15 protein-coding genes are annotated in these 17,223 nt (G+C 33.2%); 7 read left to right on the top strand and 8 right to left on the bottom strand.

Translation table 11 applies throughout. The annotated features are described in order from the left end of the window. Nucleotide 1: 1 nt before the first annotated feature. The 4 genes from GMA17_RS04920 to GMA17_RS04905 form a co-directional block, all read right to left on the bottom strand. Nucleotides 2–814 (bottom strand): DUF1853 family protein, encoded by an 813-nt coding sequence (locus tag GMA17_RS04920; RefSeq protein ID WP_248399744.1) that lies wholly within the window; start codon nt 812–814, stop codon nt 2–4. A gap of 80 nt (nt 815–894) precedes the next feature. Further along, the gene (locus GMA17_RS04915; protein WP_248400617.1) at nt 895–1,731 is read right to left on the bottom strand and encodes an OmpA family protein; all 837 of its coding nucleotides are present in this window, start codon (nt 1,729–1,731) and stop codon (nt 895–897) included. Between the two features lie 96 nt (nt 1,732–1,827). Next, entirely contained in the window at nt 1,828–3,075 is a 1,248-nt protein-coding gene (locus GMA17_RS04910; protein WP_248399742.1) for a mechanosensitive ion channel family protein, read from the bottom strand. Between the two features lie 5 nt (nt 3,076–3,080). Continuing rightward, on the bottom strand, nt 3,081–3,359 hold the full coding sequence (locus GMA17_RS04905) for a DUF3817 domain-containing protein (protein ID WP_248399740.1): 279 nt from the start codon (nt 3,357–3,359) through the stop codon (nt 3,081–3,083). Nucleotides 3,360–3,618: 259 nt separating this feature from the next. Between GMA17_RS04905 and GMA17_RS04900 the strand changes: the two genes are divergently transcribed. The 3 genes from GMA17_RS04900 to GMA17_RS04890 all read left to right on the top strand — a co-directional run bounded on the left by GMA17_RS04900 (nt 3,619) and on the right by GMA17_RS04890 (nt 9,169). Next, the gene (locus GMA17_RS04900) at nt 3,619–4,914 is read left to right on the top strand and encodes a T9SS type A sorting domain-containing protein (protein ID WP_248399738.1); all 1,296 of its coding nucleotides are present in this window, start codon (nt 3,619–3,621) and stop codon (nt 4,912–4,914) included. Between the two features lie 115 nt (nt 4,915–5,029). After that, on the top strand, nt 5,030–7,858 hold the full coding sequence (locus tag GMA17_RS04895; protein WP_248399727.1) for a pitrilysin family protein: 2,829 nt from the start codon (nt 5,030–5,032) through the stop codon (nt 7,856–7,858). A gap of 90 nt (nt 7,859–7,948) precedes the next feature. Continuing rightward, the gene (locus GMA17_RS04890) at nt 7,949–9,169 is read left to right on the top strand and encodes a class I SAM-dependent rRNA methyltransferase (protein WP_248399725.1); all 1,221 of its coding nucleotides are present in this window, start codon (nt 7,949–7,951) and stop codon (nt 9,167–9,169) included. Here the strand turns inward: GMA17_RS04890 and rlmF are convergent. Next, nucleotides 9,166–10,020: a 23S rRNA (adenine(1618)-N(6))-methyltransferase RlmF gene (gene rlmF / locus GMA17_RS04885; RefSeq protein WP_248399723.1), complete on the bottom strand. Its 855-nt coding sequence runs from the start codon at nt 10,018–10,020 to the stop codon at nt 9,166–9,168. The genes GMA17_RS04890 and rlmF overlap by 4 nt on opposite strands. 121 nt (nt 10,021–10,141) lie before the next feature. Between rlmF and GMA17_RS04880 the strand changes: the two genes are divergently transcribed. From GMA17_RS04880 to GMA17_RS04865, 4 genes are all read left to right on the top strand, one after another. Next, the gene (locus tag GMA17_RS04880) at nt 10,142–11,260 is read left to right on the top strand and encodes a DEAD/DEAH box helicase (RefSeq protein WP_248399721.1); all 1,119 of its coding nucleotides are present in this window, start codon (nt 10,142–10,144) and stop codon (nt 11,258–11,260) included. Nucleotides 11,261–11,418: 158 nt separating this feature from the next. Further along, on the top strand, nt 11,419–11,877 hold the full coding sequence (locus GMA17_RS04875) for a cold-shock protein (RefSeq protein WP_248399719.1): 459 nt from the start codon (nt 11,419–11,421) through the stop codon (nt 11,875–11,877). Between the two features lie 56 nt (nt 11,878–11,933). After that, on the top strand, nt 11,934–13,139 hold the full coding sequence (locus GMA17_RS04870) for a porin (protein WP_248399717.1): 1,206 nt from the start codon (nt 11,934–11,936) through the stop codon (nt 13,137–13,139). Between the two features lie 37 nt (nt 13,140–13,176). After that, nucleotides 13,177–14,178: a metal-dependent hydrolase gene (locus tag GMA17_RS04865; RefSeq protein ID WP_248399715.1), complete on the top strand. Its 1,002-nt coding sequence runs from the start codon at nt 13,177–13,179 to the stop codon at nt 14,176–14,178. Here GMA17_RS04865 and GMA17_RS04860 read toward each other — a convergent pair. The 3 genes from GMA17_RS04860 to GMA17_RS04850 all read right to left on the bottom strand — a co-directional run bounded on the left by GMA17_RS04860 (nt 14,175) and on the right by GMA17_RS04850 (nt 17,222). Next, complete coding sequence (locus GMA17_RS04860; RefSeq protein WP_248399713.1) at nt 14,175–15,296, bottom strand: ABC transporter permease; 1,122 nt, start codon at nt 15,294–15,296, stop codon at nt 14,175–14,177. The two genes, GMA17_RS04865 and GMA17_RS04860, sit on opposite strands and share 4 nt — an antisense overlap. A 94-nt stretch (nt 15,297–15,390) precedes the next feature. Next, entirely contained in the window at nt 15,391–16,497 is a 1,107-nt protein-coding gene (locus tag GMA17_RS04855) for an ABC transporter permease (RefSeq protein ID WP_248399711.1), read from the bottom strand. Next, entirely contained in the window at nt 16,494–17,222 is a 729-nt protein-coding gene (locus GMA17_RS04850; RefSeq protein ID WP_248399701.1) for an ABC transporter ATP-binding protein, read from the bottom strand. Before GMA17_RS04850 ends, GMA17_RS04855 begins: the two co-directional genes overlap by 4 nt. Nucleotide 17,223 lies beyond the last annotated feature (1 nt).

Below are 17,223 nucleotides of genomic sequence, written 5' to 3'. Positions count from 1 at the left end.
TTTACCACCATACAATAAAACTTTTTATAATAGAATCATCAGCCTGTTTTATCCAACAACAGGCTGAATTTTTTTCAATATAAATTCTATTCAGGTCTTCCTGCGAAGCCTCATAATCTATCCAATTTACAGCGTGGTGCGGCTGAATTAACCAATCCGGTTTACTCGGAAAAAAGAAACTACAGGTTTCAAATGTCGCTACTTGTTCTTTTCTTAAGTAAATGCCCACAATACAATCTGGATTTAATTCCTTTAGCATAATTTCTTTTTTATAGGGCAAAAATAATTGTGCTTTAAAACAAACTTTTTGCTGAATCTTACTCACATCCAATTTTAAATTTGCCAGTAATGTTTTCGTTTGCGGCTTATAGAGTAGTGGAAGCTGCTTGTTTTTTAGCTTGGTAAGTTTTTCAACGAGACTATCTTTTCTGTTAGGTCCAATAAAATGATCTGTTTCTGAAATTCCTACAGAGTCATCATACACATAAAATTTATAGACAATTTCTAAATGAATTGGTTCGTTATTTAAAGTAATTATAGCATCTAGTTCGCCAATAGTTTGCTTTAGTTCTTGTATTTGAATATTTTCAACTAATATGGAAACCGCGTCATTTTGTTCCAGTTCATTAAAAACAAACTGTTCCACACGTTTTCCTAGACGTAAATTCTTGGGTAAGGTTTTAATATAAGAATCTATTGAATTGTTGGGTAAGGTTAATTGTGAAATTTCCATAATAGCCGATTCCAGCCACAAAGCGGGTGTTTGTTTATAGCCTTGATATTGCTGTTCTATTGAGTCTAATTCTGAATGCATAGTAATACAAATAAACAAAATAAAAAAGACTGCCAAAGTAGGCAGCCTTTAATATGGACTAATAAAAAAATATTAGCTAATTATTCGTCGTTTGATGCCATTAAGGCAAAAAACTTATTGATATTTGGTAAAATAATGATACGTGTACGTCTGTTTTTAGAACGCCCATCTGCCGAATCATTTTCGGCAACAGGTAAGTAAAAACTTCTACCAGAAGCAATTAGTTTTTCAGGAGCAACATTATAATCCTTTTGTAATTTTCGAACAACTGATGTTGCACGTAATACACTCAAGTCCCAATTGTCTTTAACAGCCCCTGTATTAATACTTCTAGCATCTGTGTGTCCTTCAACCATAACCTCAATACTTGGTTCTGAATTGATAACATCGGCTAATTTTTGTAAAATATTATTGGCCTTATTGCTCACTTTATAACTAGCGGTATTAAATAATAATTTATCCGAAATGGAAATCATAACTACCGTCTCATCTATATTAATGGCAATATCATCATCTTCATTTAAGCTGCTTGTGTCCATGGATTTACGCAAATTGTAACCAACAGCTAAATTCATGGAGTCTTTTAATGTTTCCGCATTTTGTAATGCCACAGGATCCACATGTTTCAAGGTCTCATTCATTTGCTTACGTGTATCATTAGAGATAATCATATCATCTCCAACGGAAACAAATTTGGCATCATTTTCTTCGGTTAATTGATTTAATTTGGAATTGTAAGTGTCTATTCGCGCTTGAATTTCGGCGAATTTATTTTCTAAATCTTCTTTAGCAACTCGTGTTTTTTGAAGTTCACTTGTTAATTCGCCATTTTCCTGTTGTAAAGCAACATATTTCTTTTTTGAAACACAGGACATGACTACGACACTTGTAAATACAAGAATTGAAATTTTTTTAATCATAATTATAGTTAAGTTTTTAGTTCAATATAATTACGACTAGATGCAGGTTATAGATGTTTCAATCTCTGTTTTTTGATTTATTTAACATAATTTCTATTGGTTTGAAGTACCAATTACCGTGGATAATTCAAAAACTTCCAAATCAAAATAAGGAACGGCAGCCAAAGCATGGTCGAAAATATCTGACATAATATATTCATAATTAGCCCAACGTTTATCGGCGCTAAAGGCATAAATCTCTAAAGGCAATCCTTGAGAGGTAGGTGCTAATTGACGTACCATAATCATCATGTCTTTATTGATTCCTGAATGGTTTTCAATATAACTTTGCATGTATTTACGAAATACGCCTAAATTTGTTAAATTCCTTCCATTTATTAAAGTGGATTTATCAATGGCGTTAGATGTATTGAAATTAACAATATCATTTTGTCTTTGATTCAAATACGCGGTTATTAACTGGATATCCTTCAGTTTTTCAATTTTTTCATCTGTTAAATAATGAATGCTCTTCGCCTTTAAAAGGATAGATCGTTTTATACGTCTTCCTCCCGAGGATTGCATACCACGCCAATTTGTAAACGAATCCGTTATTAGTGCAAATGTTGGAATATGGGTAATTGTTAAATCGAAATTTTGAACTTGAACCGTGGAAAGGTTAATCTCGATAACATCCCCATCAGCTCCATATTTTTCCATAGTAATCCAATCGCCAATACGAACAGAATCATTAATTGCCACTTGAATACTGGCAACAAATCCCATAATGGTGTCCTTGAAAATCAACAAAAGAATGGCTGATGCAGCACCTAAAGTGGTGAAAAATTTAAGAAAGGACAAATTAATTACAACCGCTAAAATGGATGCGAAACCTATAATCCAAATAAACAACATGCCTACTTGAATGTAACTATCTATAGGTTTGTCTCGTAGTCGTGGTAAGGTTTTAAAATAAGATTCAAAGGTTTGTAAAACACTTCTAATAATCCATACGGTTAAAACTATTCCATAAACCTTAATTAATACTATAATATGACTTTCAAATTCGGGGTAATCATAAAAAACAAAAGGGAAGAGTTTTAATGTAATAATTAAGGGAACAATATGCGCAATGTTTCTTGGTGCTTTGTGATTAACTAATAAATCATCAAAATTAGTTTTCGACTTTGCCGCCAAACTATTAAATACATTTATTAAAAGTTTACGAGCAACAAAATCCGCAATTACAATTATAATAAGCAAACCTACTAACAGAGCTAGCATATTAATAGCTTTCGCATAGGATTCAGATAAACCTGCAGCTACACTATAATCATAAATTAAACATTGTAAATCTTGCATACTTTTTAAGCTTTCTTAAGGTAATGGTATTCCACGTAAAATGTACCAAATGGGATAATTGAGGCTAGTAAAACTTTAGCAAGAGTACTATTGCTCCATTCCATTTTTTTGCTAATTACTATAGCTAATATAATGTATGCAATAAATAATATACCATGTGGCATACCTAACATTTTAACATATTGAGGATCGTCTGATAGATACTTTATTGGTGTAGCAATAAATAGTAATAAAATATAAGAAACACCTTCTAAAAAAGCAATAATGCGAAATAATGGTAACATATAAACAGTTTGTAAAATTAGCTGCAAAAATACAATTCCTTAAACAATCTGTTCGTGGATTTAACAATTAATTATCGGTCAATTTTTGCGTTAAATAACAACCAATTAGCCGATTACCGATTTTTATGTTTAACATAACGAATATAATAGACTCAGCTACAATTAAATAATACATTTAACGCACCAAACGCTATTAATTATTTAAATTTTGTCATTAATTAAACCTACATCTCAATTTACGTTTATCATGTTTTTTTGCATGATGTTTCTATTTGCTAGTTTCTCCAATGCGCAAACTACAACCGCTATTCCAGATTCAAATTTTGAACAAGCGCTCATTAATCAAGGTATTGATACTAATGGCCTTACTGGAAATATACTAAATAGTGATGCCGAATTAGTAAACAATTTGAATATTAATGATAAAAACATTTCGGATTTAACTGGTATTGAAGCTTTTATTCACCTAAAATATTTAAATGCTTATTTTAATAATTTGTCGACTTTAGATTTATCTAATAATGCCTTTTTAGAAGTTTTGGATATTGATAATAACAGTATTGAAACACTAAATATTTCTCAAAATCTCCTTCTTAAAGAAATATATGTTAGTAATAATTTATTACAAACATTAACGGTTTCCCACCTTCCTAATTTAGAGTTATTAGCTTGTAGTTTAAATAATTTATCAACACTTAATGTTTCAAACAATTTAGAACTTGAGGTGCTTTCGTGTTATTCTAATAATTTAAACACTTTAAATGTTACAAATAATCAGGAATTGGAATCTTTAAATTGTGGTACTAATAATTTAAATGTTTTAAACATTTCAAGCAATCATGATTTGCGCAGCTTATTATGTTCAGGTAATAATTTAAATACCATTTCTTTCAGTCAATGTTCTGATATTACCTATGTCGATATTAGTAATAATCAGTTTACCGAATTGGACTTAAGCGCTAATAGCGGCTTGAAACGATTGATCTGTGAAAATAATAACATTGCGGAATTAGAGCTTTTTAATGCACCTCAATTATTTTTGTTACATGCTAGCAACAACTTATTAGAAGACATTGATATATCTACAAACAATGATTTACGATTTGTACGTTTGGGTAATAACAATTTAAATACGTTAGATATCCGAAACACTAGAAATCATAGAATCTCAAGCTTCAATGCCGAAGGAAATGCTAATTTGACTTGTATTTTTGTAGATGATGTTCAAGCTAGTTATTTAGCCAATTGGATAATTGATAGTGCTTCACATTTCGTTGCTAATGAAACAGATTGTAACTCATTAAGTAGGGAAGAGGTTGCCCAAAATTTAGATATTTTATTGTATCCAAATCCTGCAACGGATTATTTGTATATCAAAAATTTAAATTCTAATGCCCATATTGATATCTATTCAGTAAACGGTAAATTGGTAAAACAGCAAACTACAACGCCTCAAGTAAATAGCATAAATATTTCATCGTTAAGCTCTGGTTTATATGTTGTTAAGGTTTCCTACTTAAATCAATCAATTACCAAAAAAATCCTCATAAATTAGAATCAAGGTTAGCTCCATTCTATTTAGGTCACTACAAAGCTATAGATAATTTTAACGCTTTCTTACGGATTGCATTTATAGAGTTTAAGTATCTTTAAACTCTAAACTAAACACTATGCAACCAAAAATTTACAGCTTAATAGCTTTATTCATCTTTTGTATGTCATGCGAAGAAAAACCCAAAGAACCCGTTCAAGAAATTGAAAAAGATTTCGCTATTGATTACGAAAAATTTACTTTAGACAATGGTCTAGAGGTGATACTTCATCAAGATAATAGTGATCCAATTGTTGCTGTAGCAACGATAATGCATGTAGGTTCCAACCGCGAAAAACCAGGTAAAACAGGTTTTGCTCATTTCTTTGAACACATGAGTTTTAATGATTCAGAAAATGTACCAGTTGGTGCTAACAGAAAAATGATTCCGGAATGGGGTGGAAGTCGTAATGGCGGAACTTCCAACGATTATACGGTTTATTACGAAGTTGTTCCAAAAGACGCTTTTGAAAAAATCTTATGGATAGATTCTGATCGGTTTGGTTATATGATTAATACGGTTACTAAAGCGGCCTTGGAACGTGAAAAACAAGTTGTTAAAAACGAAAAACGCCAACGTGTGGATAATGCTGCTTATGGATATACAGATGAAATTATCCGCTCCAATCTCTATCCAGAAGGCCATCCATATAACTGGACGGTTATAGGGTCTTTACCCGATTTACAAGCGGCTACCATAGAAGATGTTAAAGAATTTTACAATCAATATTACGGAGCCAGCAATGCTACTTTAGTAATTGCAGGTGATATTGATTTTGAAGAAACCAAGACGTTAGTCGAAAAATGGTTTGGCGAAATTCCAAGTGGTCCTGAAGTAGAATCCTTACAACCACAACCTGTAACTTTAGCTGAAACAAAGTCTTTATATTTTGAAGATAATTTCGCTAAACTTCCTGAATTGCGCATGGTATTTCCATCCGTGGAGGAATATCACAAAGATTCCTACGCACTCCAAATTCTAGGACAATTGTTAAGTGGGAGTAAGAACGCTCCTTTATATCAAGTCGTTGTTGAAGAGCAAAAATTAGCACCAAACATCAGCACATACCAATACAGTAGCGAATTGGCTGGGGAATTTGTGTTTCGCGTTAGAGCGAATGAGCAAACTAATTTAGATACTGTTAAAAAAGCAATCGATTCAGGTTTAATACGTTTTGAGAAAAACGGTGTCAATGAACGTGATTTAAAACGTATAAAAGCGGAATTGGAAACCAATTTATACCAAGGCGTAAGTACGGTTTTAAATAAAGCATTCCAATTAGGTCAGGATAATGAATTTGCAGGCGACCCTAGCTATATTACCAAAACAGCTAAACTTACAAATGCAGTTTCTGCAGATGATGTTATGCGCGTTTTCAAGCAATATATCAAAAACAAAAATTACGTAATGACCAGTGTTGTGCCAAAAGGGCAACTTGATTTAGTGGTTTTAGATGCTAAAGAAGCAACGGTTTGGATTGAAGAGGTGAAACAAGACGTAGCTAGCGAGGAAGTTGGTCAAGGTGAAGAAGCTGAATACGAAAAAACAGTTAGCAAATATGATAGAAGCGAACCTGCTTTTGGCGAATTACCAAAATTTAAAATGCCAGCCATTTGGACTGGAAATTTAGAAAATGGCATGCGCGTTTTTGGTATAGAAAACAACGAAACACCATTAGTACAGTTTGACATTACTATTCCTGGTGGACAACTATTAGATCCTAAAAATAAAGCAGGTGTTGCCAGTATGTTAAGTAATTTAATGCTTGAAGGTACAGCCAATAAAACGCCAGCAGAATTAGAAGAAGCTATTGGTTTATTAGGTGCCACTATTAATATGTATAGTACCAATGAGGATTTTCATATTACAGGTTCTTGTTTAGAAAAAAACTTTGAAGAAACCATAGCACTTGTCAAGGAAATTATCCTAGAGCCACGTTGGGACGAGGCCGAATACAAGCGCCTTATGCAAGGTTTGGAAACTGGTTTGAAAGACAGAGAATCCAATCCAAATGCTATAGCCAGCTTGGCTTATAACCAATTGTTATATGGTAAAAACCATCCATCCGCTATTCCTGGAAACGGTACGTTAGAATCGTTTAAAAATATTAGTTTAGACGATTTGAAAGCATATTACAGCAATTTAGTTCCTGAAAATGCGAATTTTCATATTGCAGGTGCTATGTCAAAATCTGAAACATTAGGCGTATTAGAAACCTTAAATACTTGGAAAGGTCAAGCGCCACAAATTCCAACGTTTCAATTACCTTCGGAAAATAATAAAAACACCATTTATTTTATTGATGTTCCAGATTCTAAACAATCCGTTTTAAATATTGGGAAATTAGCTTTATCTGCAACCAATGACGATGCTCAAAGTTTAGACTTTGCAAATGAAATTTTAGGTGGTGGTTCTAGCGGTCGTTTATTCCAAACATTACGTATTGAAAAAGGCTATACCTATGGCGCCTATTCTGGAACTGGAACTAGTTTGGAAGTGGCTCCTTTTACAGTGCGATCTAGCGTTCGTGCCAATGCCACTTTAAAATCATTGGAAATCATACAAGATATGGTTTCTAATTATGCTGATAATTTTACAGAAGCTGACGTTGAATTAACCAAAAACAAGCTTTTAAAAGCCAATACACGTGCTTATGAAAGTTTAGGTGCTAAATTGGCTATCCTTCGTAATATTAGTAAGTATGGATACTCCAATGATTATATTGAAAAGAATCAAGCAGCATTAATTGCCATGACTTTGGAGGATTATAAAAACATCATCAATAAATATTTACAGGAACCTGAAATGATTTATGTCATAGTTGGTGATAAAGCCACACAATGGTCTGAAGTTAAAAAACTAGGAAAACCAGTTGTGGAGTTGGATATTTTTGGAAATCCCAAGTAATTTTATAAAACCCTCCAACTAATAATTTTAAATGCATAGTAAGCTGTTAGCTGCTATGCATTTTCTATTTTTGCACAAACCATAATCAACATGTCTTCTATTACTATTCCTGAATTTGAAAAATCAACCACACGATTGGCAATCAAGTTAAACGCAAATGGTGAACGCTCTGTGCTTCAAGGTCATCCTTGGGTTTTTGAAAATAGTATTGAAAAAATTAATAAAGACGGAAAATCAGGTGATGTTGCCGTAATTTTTAGAAAACGCGACAATGCGTTTATTGGTGTTGGTTTGTATGATGCGTCTTCGCCAATTAGAATTAAAATGTTACATCATGGTGAACCCAAAACGATTAATTCAGCATTCTTCCAAAGTAAAATAGATGTTGCTTTTAAAAAACGAGCTTCACTCTTAAAAACAAATACTACAGGTTATCGCTTATTATTTGGTGAAAACGATGGCTTTCCAGGATTAATTGCTGATGTATATGCCAATGTTTTGGTAATTAAAGTATATTCTGAAATTTGGTTAGGATACATTAAGGATATAACCGAAATGCTTATAACTATTTCCAATGTAGAGACGGTTGTTATGCGCTTAAGCAGAAATTTGCAACAAGCAGATTTCGGTTTGGTTGATGGTTCCGTAATTTACGGCACTTTGGAAAATGAAGTCGTAAAATTTATAGAACATGGTGTTCATTTTTCCGCCAATGTCATAAAAGGTCATAAAACGGGTTACTTTTTAGATCACAGAGAAAACAGACTTCGTGTGGGCAAATTAAGTACAGGTAAAACGGTGTTGGATGTGTTTTCATATGCTGGAGGATTTTCAGTTCATGCTTTAGCCAATCACGCAAAAGAAGTCACAAGTTTAGATATAAGTAAGCAAGCGCTTGAAATAGCTTTAGAAAATGGCAGGTTGAACGACTATACTGGGAATCATCATATTATTGCAGGTGATGCGTTTGCTGAAATGGAACAACTCATCCAATCTGGTAAAACCTTTGATGTGGTGGTTATTGATCCTCCTAGTTTTGCCAAGCAACAGTCCGAAATACAGTTAGCCAAAAAGAAATATGCCCAATTAGCACAACTAGGAGAAAAGCTTACTGCAAAAGGTGGTATGTTGGTTTTAGCGTCCTGTTCGTCTCGAATTATTGCCGATGCCTTTTTTGATGTGAATAAAGCAACATTGTCCCAGGCCAAAAGGCGTTATACATTGGTTTTAAAAACACAACATGACTCCGATCATCCTATCAGTTTTCCAGAAGGTGCTTACTTAAAATGTGGTTACTACCAATTGGATTAATTGGAGAATTGCCAAGCCAAAATTCGGGATACTTTCTGACCTTGGGCCATATCAATAACTTGATGTGTTGCACCTAATTTGTCCAATTGCTTGATTAGCTTGGGTAAATTGGCCGCTTTAGAAACTAATGTTGTAAACCAACCTACTTGGTTACTAAATGTTTTACTTTCCTTAATCATGCGTTTTATAAATAAAGCTTCCCCACCATTACACCATAATTCATACGATTGACCTCCAAAATTAAGAGCTGCTTTTTTATCCAAGTTCAGATTTTTCAGTTTACGTTGTGTTCCTTTTAGAGCTTCTTGTTCGGACGCATGAAACGGTGGATTACACATGGTAAAATGATAATATTCTTCCGGTTTTATAATATTAGAAAAAATATATGCAGGATTTTCCTGAAAACGAATTTCAACCAAACCCTCCAAACTCGAGTTTAAATTGATGTTGTTTTGAGCAATTTCAACAGATTGCTTATTAATATCTGCACCAACCATGCGCCATTGATACAGTTTTGCTCCTAAAATTGGATAAATAGCATTTGCGCCAACGCCAATATCCAAGCCTTTAACAGGTAAAGTTTCAGAAGTAATTAAATCGTTTAGGTAATGTAAATAATCCGCACGACCAGGAATAGGAGGGCACAAATAACCTTTAGGTAATTGATAATCCGTTAATCCATAATCCGAAATAAGAATGGCTTTATTTAATTGATAAACAGCATCTGATAAAGAAAAATCAATAGTTTTTGTTTGAAACTTATTCGTAAAAACAAATGGTTTTAAATCTGGATTTGCATGAATTAATCTTACAAAATCATAAGGTTTAAGATGTTTATTATTTGGATGCATGGCTAATAACTTCAGGAATTATACAACAAATATAAGCTTAATGTATGGCTTAACAGTTTCCCTTTTTTAATTATACAATAGTGCTGAAATAAATCTACCTTTGCAGCTCAATAAAATTATTATGACATCATTTTCCGATTTAGGCATTCGTAAAGAATATATAAAAGCCTTAAAAGAACTCCACATTGAAAAGCCAACTGAAATTCAGGCCCAAGCAATACCTGTTTTATTGCAAAAACAAACCGATTTAATTGGTTTAGCGCAAACAGGAACCGGAAAAACGGCTGCTTATGGGCTGCCTATTCTACATCAAATAGATCCTAATAAATCGGAAATTCAAGCGCTTATTTTAGCTCCAACACGTGAGTTGGTACAACAAATTCAAAAGCAACTTTTCAGATTTACCAAATATTGCGATTATAAGATTTTTGCAGAAGGTGTGTATGGTGGTGAAAAAATTGACAAACAAATTAAAGCTTTAAAACGAACTACTCATATTATTGTTGCAACACCAGGACGTTTATTAGATTTAATTGATCGTGGTGATATTGATATTGAAAACATTAAGACATTGGTTTTAGATGAAGCTGATGAAATGTTAAGCATGGGTTTTAAACAGGATTTAAATCGCATATTAACATTTACATCTGGAAAGCGTTTTACGTGGTTGTTTTCGGCTACCATGCCTGTAGAAATTCAGAAAATGATAAAAACCTATATGTCGCCAAAAGCGATTAAAATAGAAGTAAATAGAAATAGTTTGGTAAACGCCAATATTACACATCAATTTATAAGAACTTCCATAAAAGGTAAAGTTTCAGTTTTAATTAATTTATTAGAAGGCTTTAAAAAACAACGTGGAATAATTTTCTGCAAAACAAAAGCTGGAACCCAAAACTTAACAGAAGCGTTATTGAATGAAGGATTTTCAGTTGGTGCTTTGGAAGGCGATATGCAACAGAAAGAACGGGATAAAGTAATGCGTGCGTTTAAAAATGAATCTGTTCAAATATTGGTATCTACTGATGTCTCTGCTCGTGGTATTGATGTAAACGATTTGGCATTTGTTATTCACCATCAGTTGCCAGAGCAACTAGAATATTATACACACCGAAGTGGAAGAACTGCAAGAGCTGGTAAAAAAGGGCGTTCTATAGCTTTAATTTTAGACGATGAGCGCAAGTTAATCCAGAATATTGAAAACACTTTAGGTATCGAATTTGCAGAATTCCATGTGTAACTTTCAAATAGGAAATTAATATCTTATATTTGTACGCATTGCAGGAGTAACCTAAAATCTGAATTTAGGCTTATAATACGACCATAGTTCTTTTTAAACCATGTTATTATTATTTTATTTCTTCAATTTAACCCTAAAAAAATTACTATAAAATAACAATGGCAAAATCGCAACAGACATTTAACAAAAGTGAAAAGGAAAAGAAGCGTTTAAAGAAACGTGAGGACAAACGTAAAAAAATGGAAGCTAGAAAACTTGATAAAGAAGAAAGCGGAAGTGACGGTATTCCTATTGCTTATGTTGATTTCAATGGAAATTTAACGGATACACCACCAGATCCAAATATGCGTGTTAAAGTTGATGCAGAAAGTATTGAAGTAAGCATTCCAAAACGTGATGACAGTGATATTGAAGAATTTGATCCCGTAAGAAAAGGGAAAGTTTCTTTTTATGATAACTCCAAAGGTTTTGGGTTTATTATTGATTCTGAAAATCAAGAAAAATACTTCTGTCACGTTAGTGGCTTAATTGACGAAATAGCAGAAAATGACGCCGTATCTTTTGAATTAGAAAAAGGTATGAAAGGTATGAACGCTGTTAAAGTAACCCGTATTTAATTTTTGATACCATAAAATCACTTAAAATCTTAAAAAGACTTTGAGTTCTAATAGCTATGTCCATTAAATCGACTACTTTTTTATCAATTATTTTACTTCAGTTTGTTGCTATTAATACACTTATAGCACAAACTGATTCTATTTCTTCAGAAAAAATTAATGTTGAATACACCAAAAAAGGGTTTCAATTTAGTACGCCTGATAAAAATTACTCACTTCATTTAGAAGCACGATTACAGTTTCGTTTTGCCACACCTAACGACCAAAGCCCCGTTAATTTTGATGATTTTTTTCAAGATAATAAAACATCATTCAAGATAAATAGAGCCCGTTTAAAAATAGGTGGAAATGCCTATAAACCATGGCTTAAATATTATTTTGAGTATGAACTTGCCCAAGGGAATCTTTTGGATTTTCGCGTTATGATTGAGCGTTGGGACTTTTTTAAAATTAAAATTGGGCAATGGAAAACCTATTATAGTCGAGAAAGAATTATATCATCTGGTAAACAACAAATGGTGGATCGGTCCATCATTAACAGGCCTTTTACATTAGATAGACAACAAGGAATAGAGTTTTCAGGTCGCATTTTTCCTGAAACTGCAGCGGATTTCACATATCATGTTTCGGTATTGACAGGAACCGGAAGAGGCTCCACAATAAATGACGATAATCATTTATTATATGTTGGTAGATTACAATACAATTTATTTGGTCGTGAATTAGAAATGACCGGATCTGATATCAAATTTCATGAAAAACCTAGTGCTTTATTGGCTATTGCCGCAGCAACTAATAGAAGCCAGTACACCCGGTTTTCTTCAGCAGGTGGTGGTAATTTGGTAGGTTACGATAGTAATGAACCGGGTCAATATCGTATAAATCAAGCCTTATTTGAAACGGCTTTTAAATATCGGGGGTTTTCTTGGCAAAATGAAAATCACATCAAAAAAATTACAGATTATAAAACCAACACAGACAGAACATTAACAGGTTATTATCTGCAAGCAGGTTATTTTTTCTCAAATATTTTAGACTTTGTTCCTAAACCCTTAGAGGTTGCTGGAATATACGCGCATTACACGCCAAATACGGATTTTGGTTACAGCAAGGAGCAAGAAATGGGTATGGCTTTTAACTGGTTTTTTAAAGAACATAGGAATAAACTCACCATGGAAGTTACGCATTTTGATTATGAAAGCCCAGAAAGGATGGAGCAGAAAGAATGGCGTTTTCGAATTCAATGGGATATATCATTCTAAATAGTACTTTACCTAATTCTAACTTTCTTATAAGCCCATGGATTCTTTAACGCAAATAGTTTTAGGCGCTGCTGTTGGTGAGGCCGTTTTAGGTAGAAAAGTTGGTAATAGAGCCATGCTTTATGGGGCTATTGCGGGAACAATTCCTGATTTAGATATCCTGTCTTCCTATTTTACAGATACCGTTACAGCTTTAGAAATTCACAGAGGTTTTACACATTCCATTTTATTCTCTATCATTTTTGCACCAATTCTTGGATGGTTGGTATCACGATATGAAAAATATAAAAGTGTTAAAGGTTGGTCTTGGCTTTTCTTTTGGGCTTTTGTAACGCACCCTATTCTGGATGCACATACCACTTGGGGAACGCAGCTATTTTGGCCATTTGATTTACGCTTGGCTTTTAAAACCATATTTGTTGTTGATCCCTTATATACCTTGCCATTTTTAGTATTCTTGATTTTGACCATGTTTCAAAAACGAACATCAGAAAAACGTCAATTTTACAATCGTACAGGATTATTAGTAAGTACCGCGTATCTAGTACTTACATTTATTTTAAAGTGGACCGCTTTCACAAAATTTGAAAATGCTTTGGAAAAACAACATCTAAGCTATTTGCAGATTGACACAAGACCGTCACCTCTAAATACCATATTATGGAGTGCTAATGTAGAAACACAGGACGCCTACTTGCTTGGAAACTATTCTTTTTTCGATACGCAGCCTATTTCATTCGTGTCATATCCTAAAAACCATGAATTGATAGCCGATTTGCTTTCCAATGACAAAATGCAACGCATGATTCACATTTCAAAAGGATGGTACACCATAACACAACAAGACGGAAAATTATACTATAATGATTTACGTTTTGGGTTATTGAGTTTAGAACCTGCCTCCGAAAGTTTTGTTTTTCAATTTTTGATTGATAAAGATGATGAGTCTGGAAACATTAGTTTTATTGAACAACCTAAAGGTAGTCGCGATGCCAAGAAATTAATGTCTGAACTATGGACACGTGTAAAAGGGAATTAAGTCGTTTTCTTATAACTCCAAACCGCTAATCCATTCATTAGTAATGCGTAAATAAGTGTTTTTACTAGTTGTGGCAGGATATCGATAAAACCGGAACCTTTAAGCATCACCATACGCATGACTTCAACAAAGTATTTGATAGGATTAAATTCGGTAAGTATTTGGGCCCATTCTGGCATACTCTCAATAGGTGTAAACAGTCCGCTCATTAAAATAAAAATCACTACAAAAAACCAAGCGATAAACATGGCTTGTTGCTGGGTATCGGTAAAATTGGAAATAAATAATCCCATACCGAGTATCACCAAAATAAAAATGGAAGTATAGAGGTACATAAGTAATAAACTTCCTACCATAGGCACATTAAAAATGAGCCTTGCAAGAATTAATCCAATAGTTAACAAGCCCATTCCAATAACCCAAAACGGAAAAAGCTTACCAATAATAAATTGACTTTTCTTTATAGGCGTTACATTGATTTGCTCTAAAGTTCCAATTTCTTTTTCGCGAACAATATTCATTCCTGAAAGAAATAACGTGATCATGGTAACTAATAGTACTAATATACCAGGTACCATAAACGTTTTGTAGTTTAACGTTTCATTATACCAAAAAAGTGGGATGGTAGCAATGTCAACAGGTTGAAATTGAGATTCTGAAAATTGCATCAAATCCGTTTTAATGTGCCTATTATAATTCTGAATTATTTGAGAAACATATACGTTTTCAACACCGGCAGCAGCACCATCAATAGCATTAATAGTAACTCCCAAAGCACCTTTTTTTTCCTTTAGCAAATCACGTTCAAAATGAGAGGGAATCTCTAAAACAACATCTACTTCTCCTTTTAGCATAGCTGAACTTGCCAATTTTTGAGTTGGAAAGGCTGTTAAAACATTAAAATATGTAGTAGCCTCAAATTTCTCTATTAGTGCTCTTGATGATTTACTATGGTCATTATCTATATATGCGAATTTGATATTCTTGACTTCAAAAGTAGCTGCATTAGATAAAATAATTAATTGGAGTAGTGGTAACACAAAAATGATTGGTAGCATCCCTTTATTTCTAAAGATTTGCTTGAATTCTTTTTGGATGATATATCGTATTGTTTTCATATCATTTCCCAGCAAAGCGGGAATCTATTTATTAAATTAATTCTTTTTTTATTCAGCCCAGAATCTTTATCATTCTTAAACTGGTCACCGTTTTTTACTCTAATCTAATTTTATATTTTTTTACACTTATTCCCATAAAGAGAACGGTCATGCCTATTAAAATCAGTGTTTCTTTCCATATAAATTCCAGCCCAACACCTTTAAGCATAATTCCTTTTAATATGATAATAAACCATTTTGCCGGAATGGCATGACTGATAAATTGTAAAGGGATTGGCATACTTGAAATGGGAAAAATAAAGCCGGATAGCAGAATTACGGGAAGCATTAAACCCATTAAGGAAATCATCATGGCGGTTTGTTGTGTTGCTGAAATGGTTGAGATTAAAATTCCTAAAGCTAAAGCTGATACAATAAATAAAATGCTCTCAAACGCCAATAAAATTAAACTCCCTTGGACAGGCATTTTAAAGATGAAAATACTTAACAAAACAATTACGATAGCATTAATTACCGACAAGAAAATATACGGAAACACCTTACCAACAATTACTTGAAAAGGTTTTATAGGTGACACTAATAAAATCTCCATAGTTCCTAATTCCTTTTCTCGTGTAATGGAAATGGACGTCATCATAGCCGAAACCAGCATTAATATAATAGTCATTACACCAGGAACAAACATATACACACTTTTTAGTTCTGGATTATAGACCATTCTTGGTTCTGAAACTATAACATAATTAATAGTTATAGCTTTGTTTTGCTCTTGCTGGTATTTTTTTAAAATAGAATTTACATAATTACTAATGGTGTTAGCCGTGTTTGGGTCTGTTGCATCTGTAATTATTTGAACGGTAGCTTGGCGATCTTTTATAAGATTTTTACTAAAATCTTTTTCAAAGTTTAAAACAGCTTTCACTTTTCCCTTTTTAAAAACAGCTTCTATATCATCTTCACGTTCAATAAGTTGCTTGACACTAAAGTATTTTGATGCTGATATTTTATTAATGATTTCATTTGTGGTGGCATCATTTGAGTGATCTAAAATAGCAATATCCACATTGTTAATTTCATTGGTAATGGCAAAACCAAATAGTAAAATTTGGACAATAGGCATTCCAAAGAGAATAAACAAGGAACGCCTATCTCTAAAAATGTGATAAAATTCTTTGGTAACAAAACCTATAAATCGTTTCATCCTCTGGCTAGTTTTAAAAACACATCATTCATACTAGTAACTTGAAACTGTTCCTTTAATTTTTTTGGCGTATCCAAAGCTTCTATCTTTCCATTTACCATAATAGAAACGCGATCACAATACTCGGCTTCATCCATATAATGTGTGGTAACAAAAATAGTCGTGCCTTGATGTGCTGCTCTATAAATCATTTCCCAAAACTGACGCCTAGTTATAGGATCTACACCACCAGTAGGCTCATCTAAAAAAACAATTTTTGGCTCGTGCAATAAGGCTACCGAAAATGAAATTTTTTGTTTCCAGCCCAAGGGTAACGAACCAACTAATTGTTTGGCAACATCCTCTAGACCTAAATCATCTATCATTTCATTTGTTTTCTCTTTGATTTTTAATTTCGACAAACCATAGATACCTCCAAAAAAGGTAATATTTTCTTTAACGGTTAAGTCATCATATAATGCAAATTTTTGACTCATATAGCCAATGTTTTTTTTGATATCTTCCGCTTGAGTAAAGACATCAAAACCAGCTACCTGCGCTGAACCTGATGTTGGATTTGAAATTCCAATCAGTATTTTCATGGCGGTTGTTTTCCCGGCGCCATTAGCCCCAAGAAATCCGAAAATCTCACCTTTTTCAACGGCGAATGTAATGGCATTTACAGCGGTGAAATCGCCAAACATTTTAGTTAAACCTTCAGCTTGTATGACTTTGTTATTATTCATA

The organism is Bizionia sp. M204, assembly GCF_023205095.1.
Lineage (GTDB): Bacteria > Bacteroidota > Bacteroidia > Flavobacteriales > Flavobacteriaceae > Algorimicrobium > Algorimicrobium hallyeonense.
This window is presented reverse-complemented; position numbering and strand designations above follow the sequence as displayed.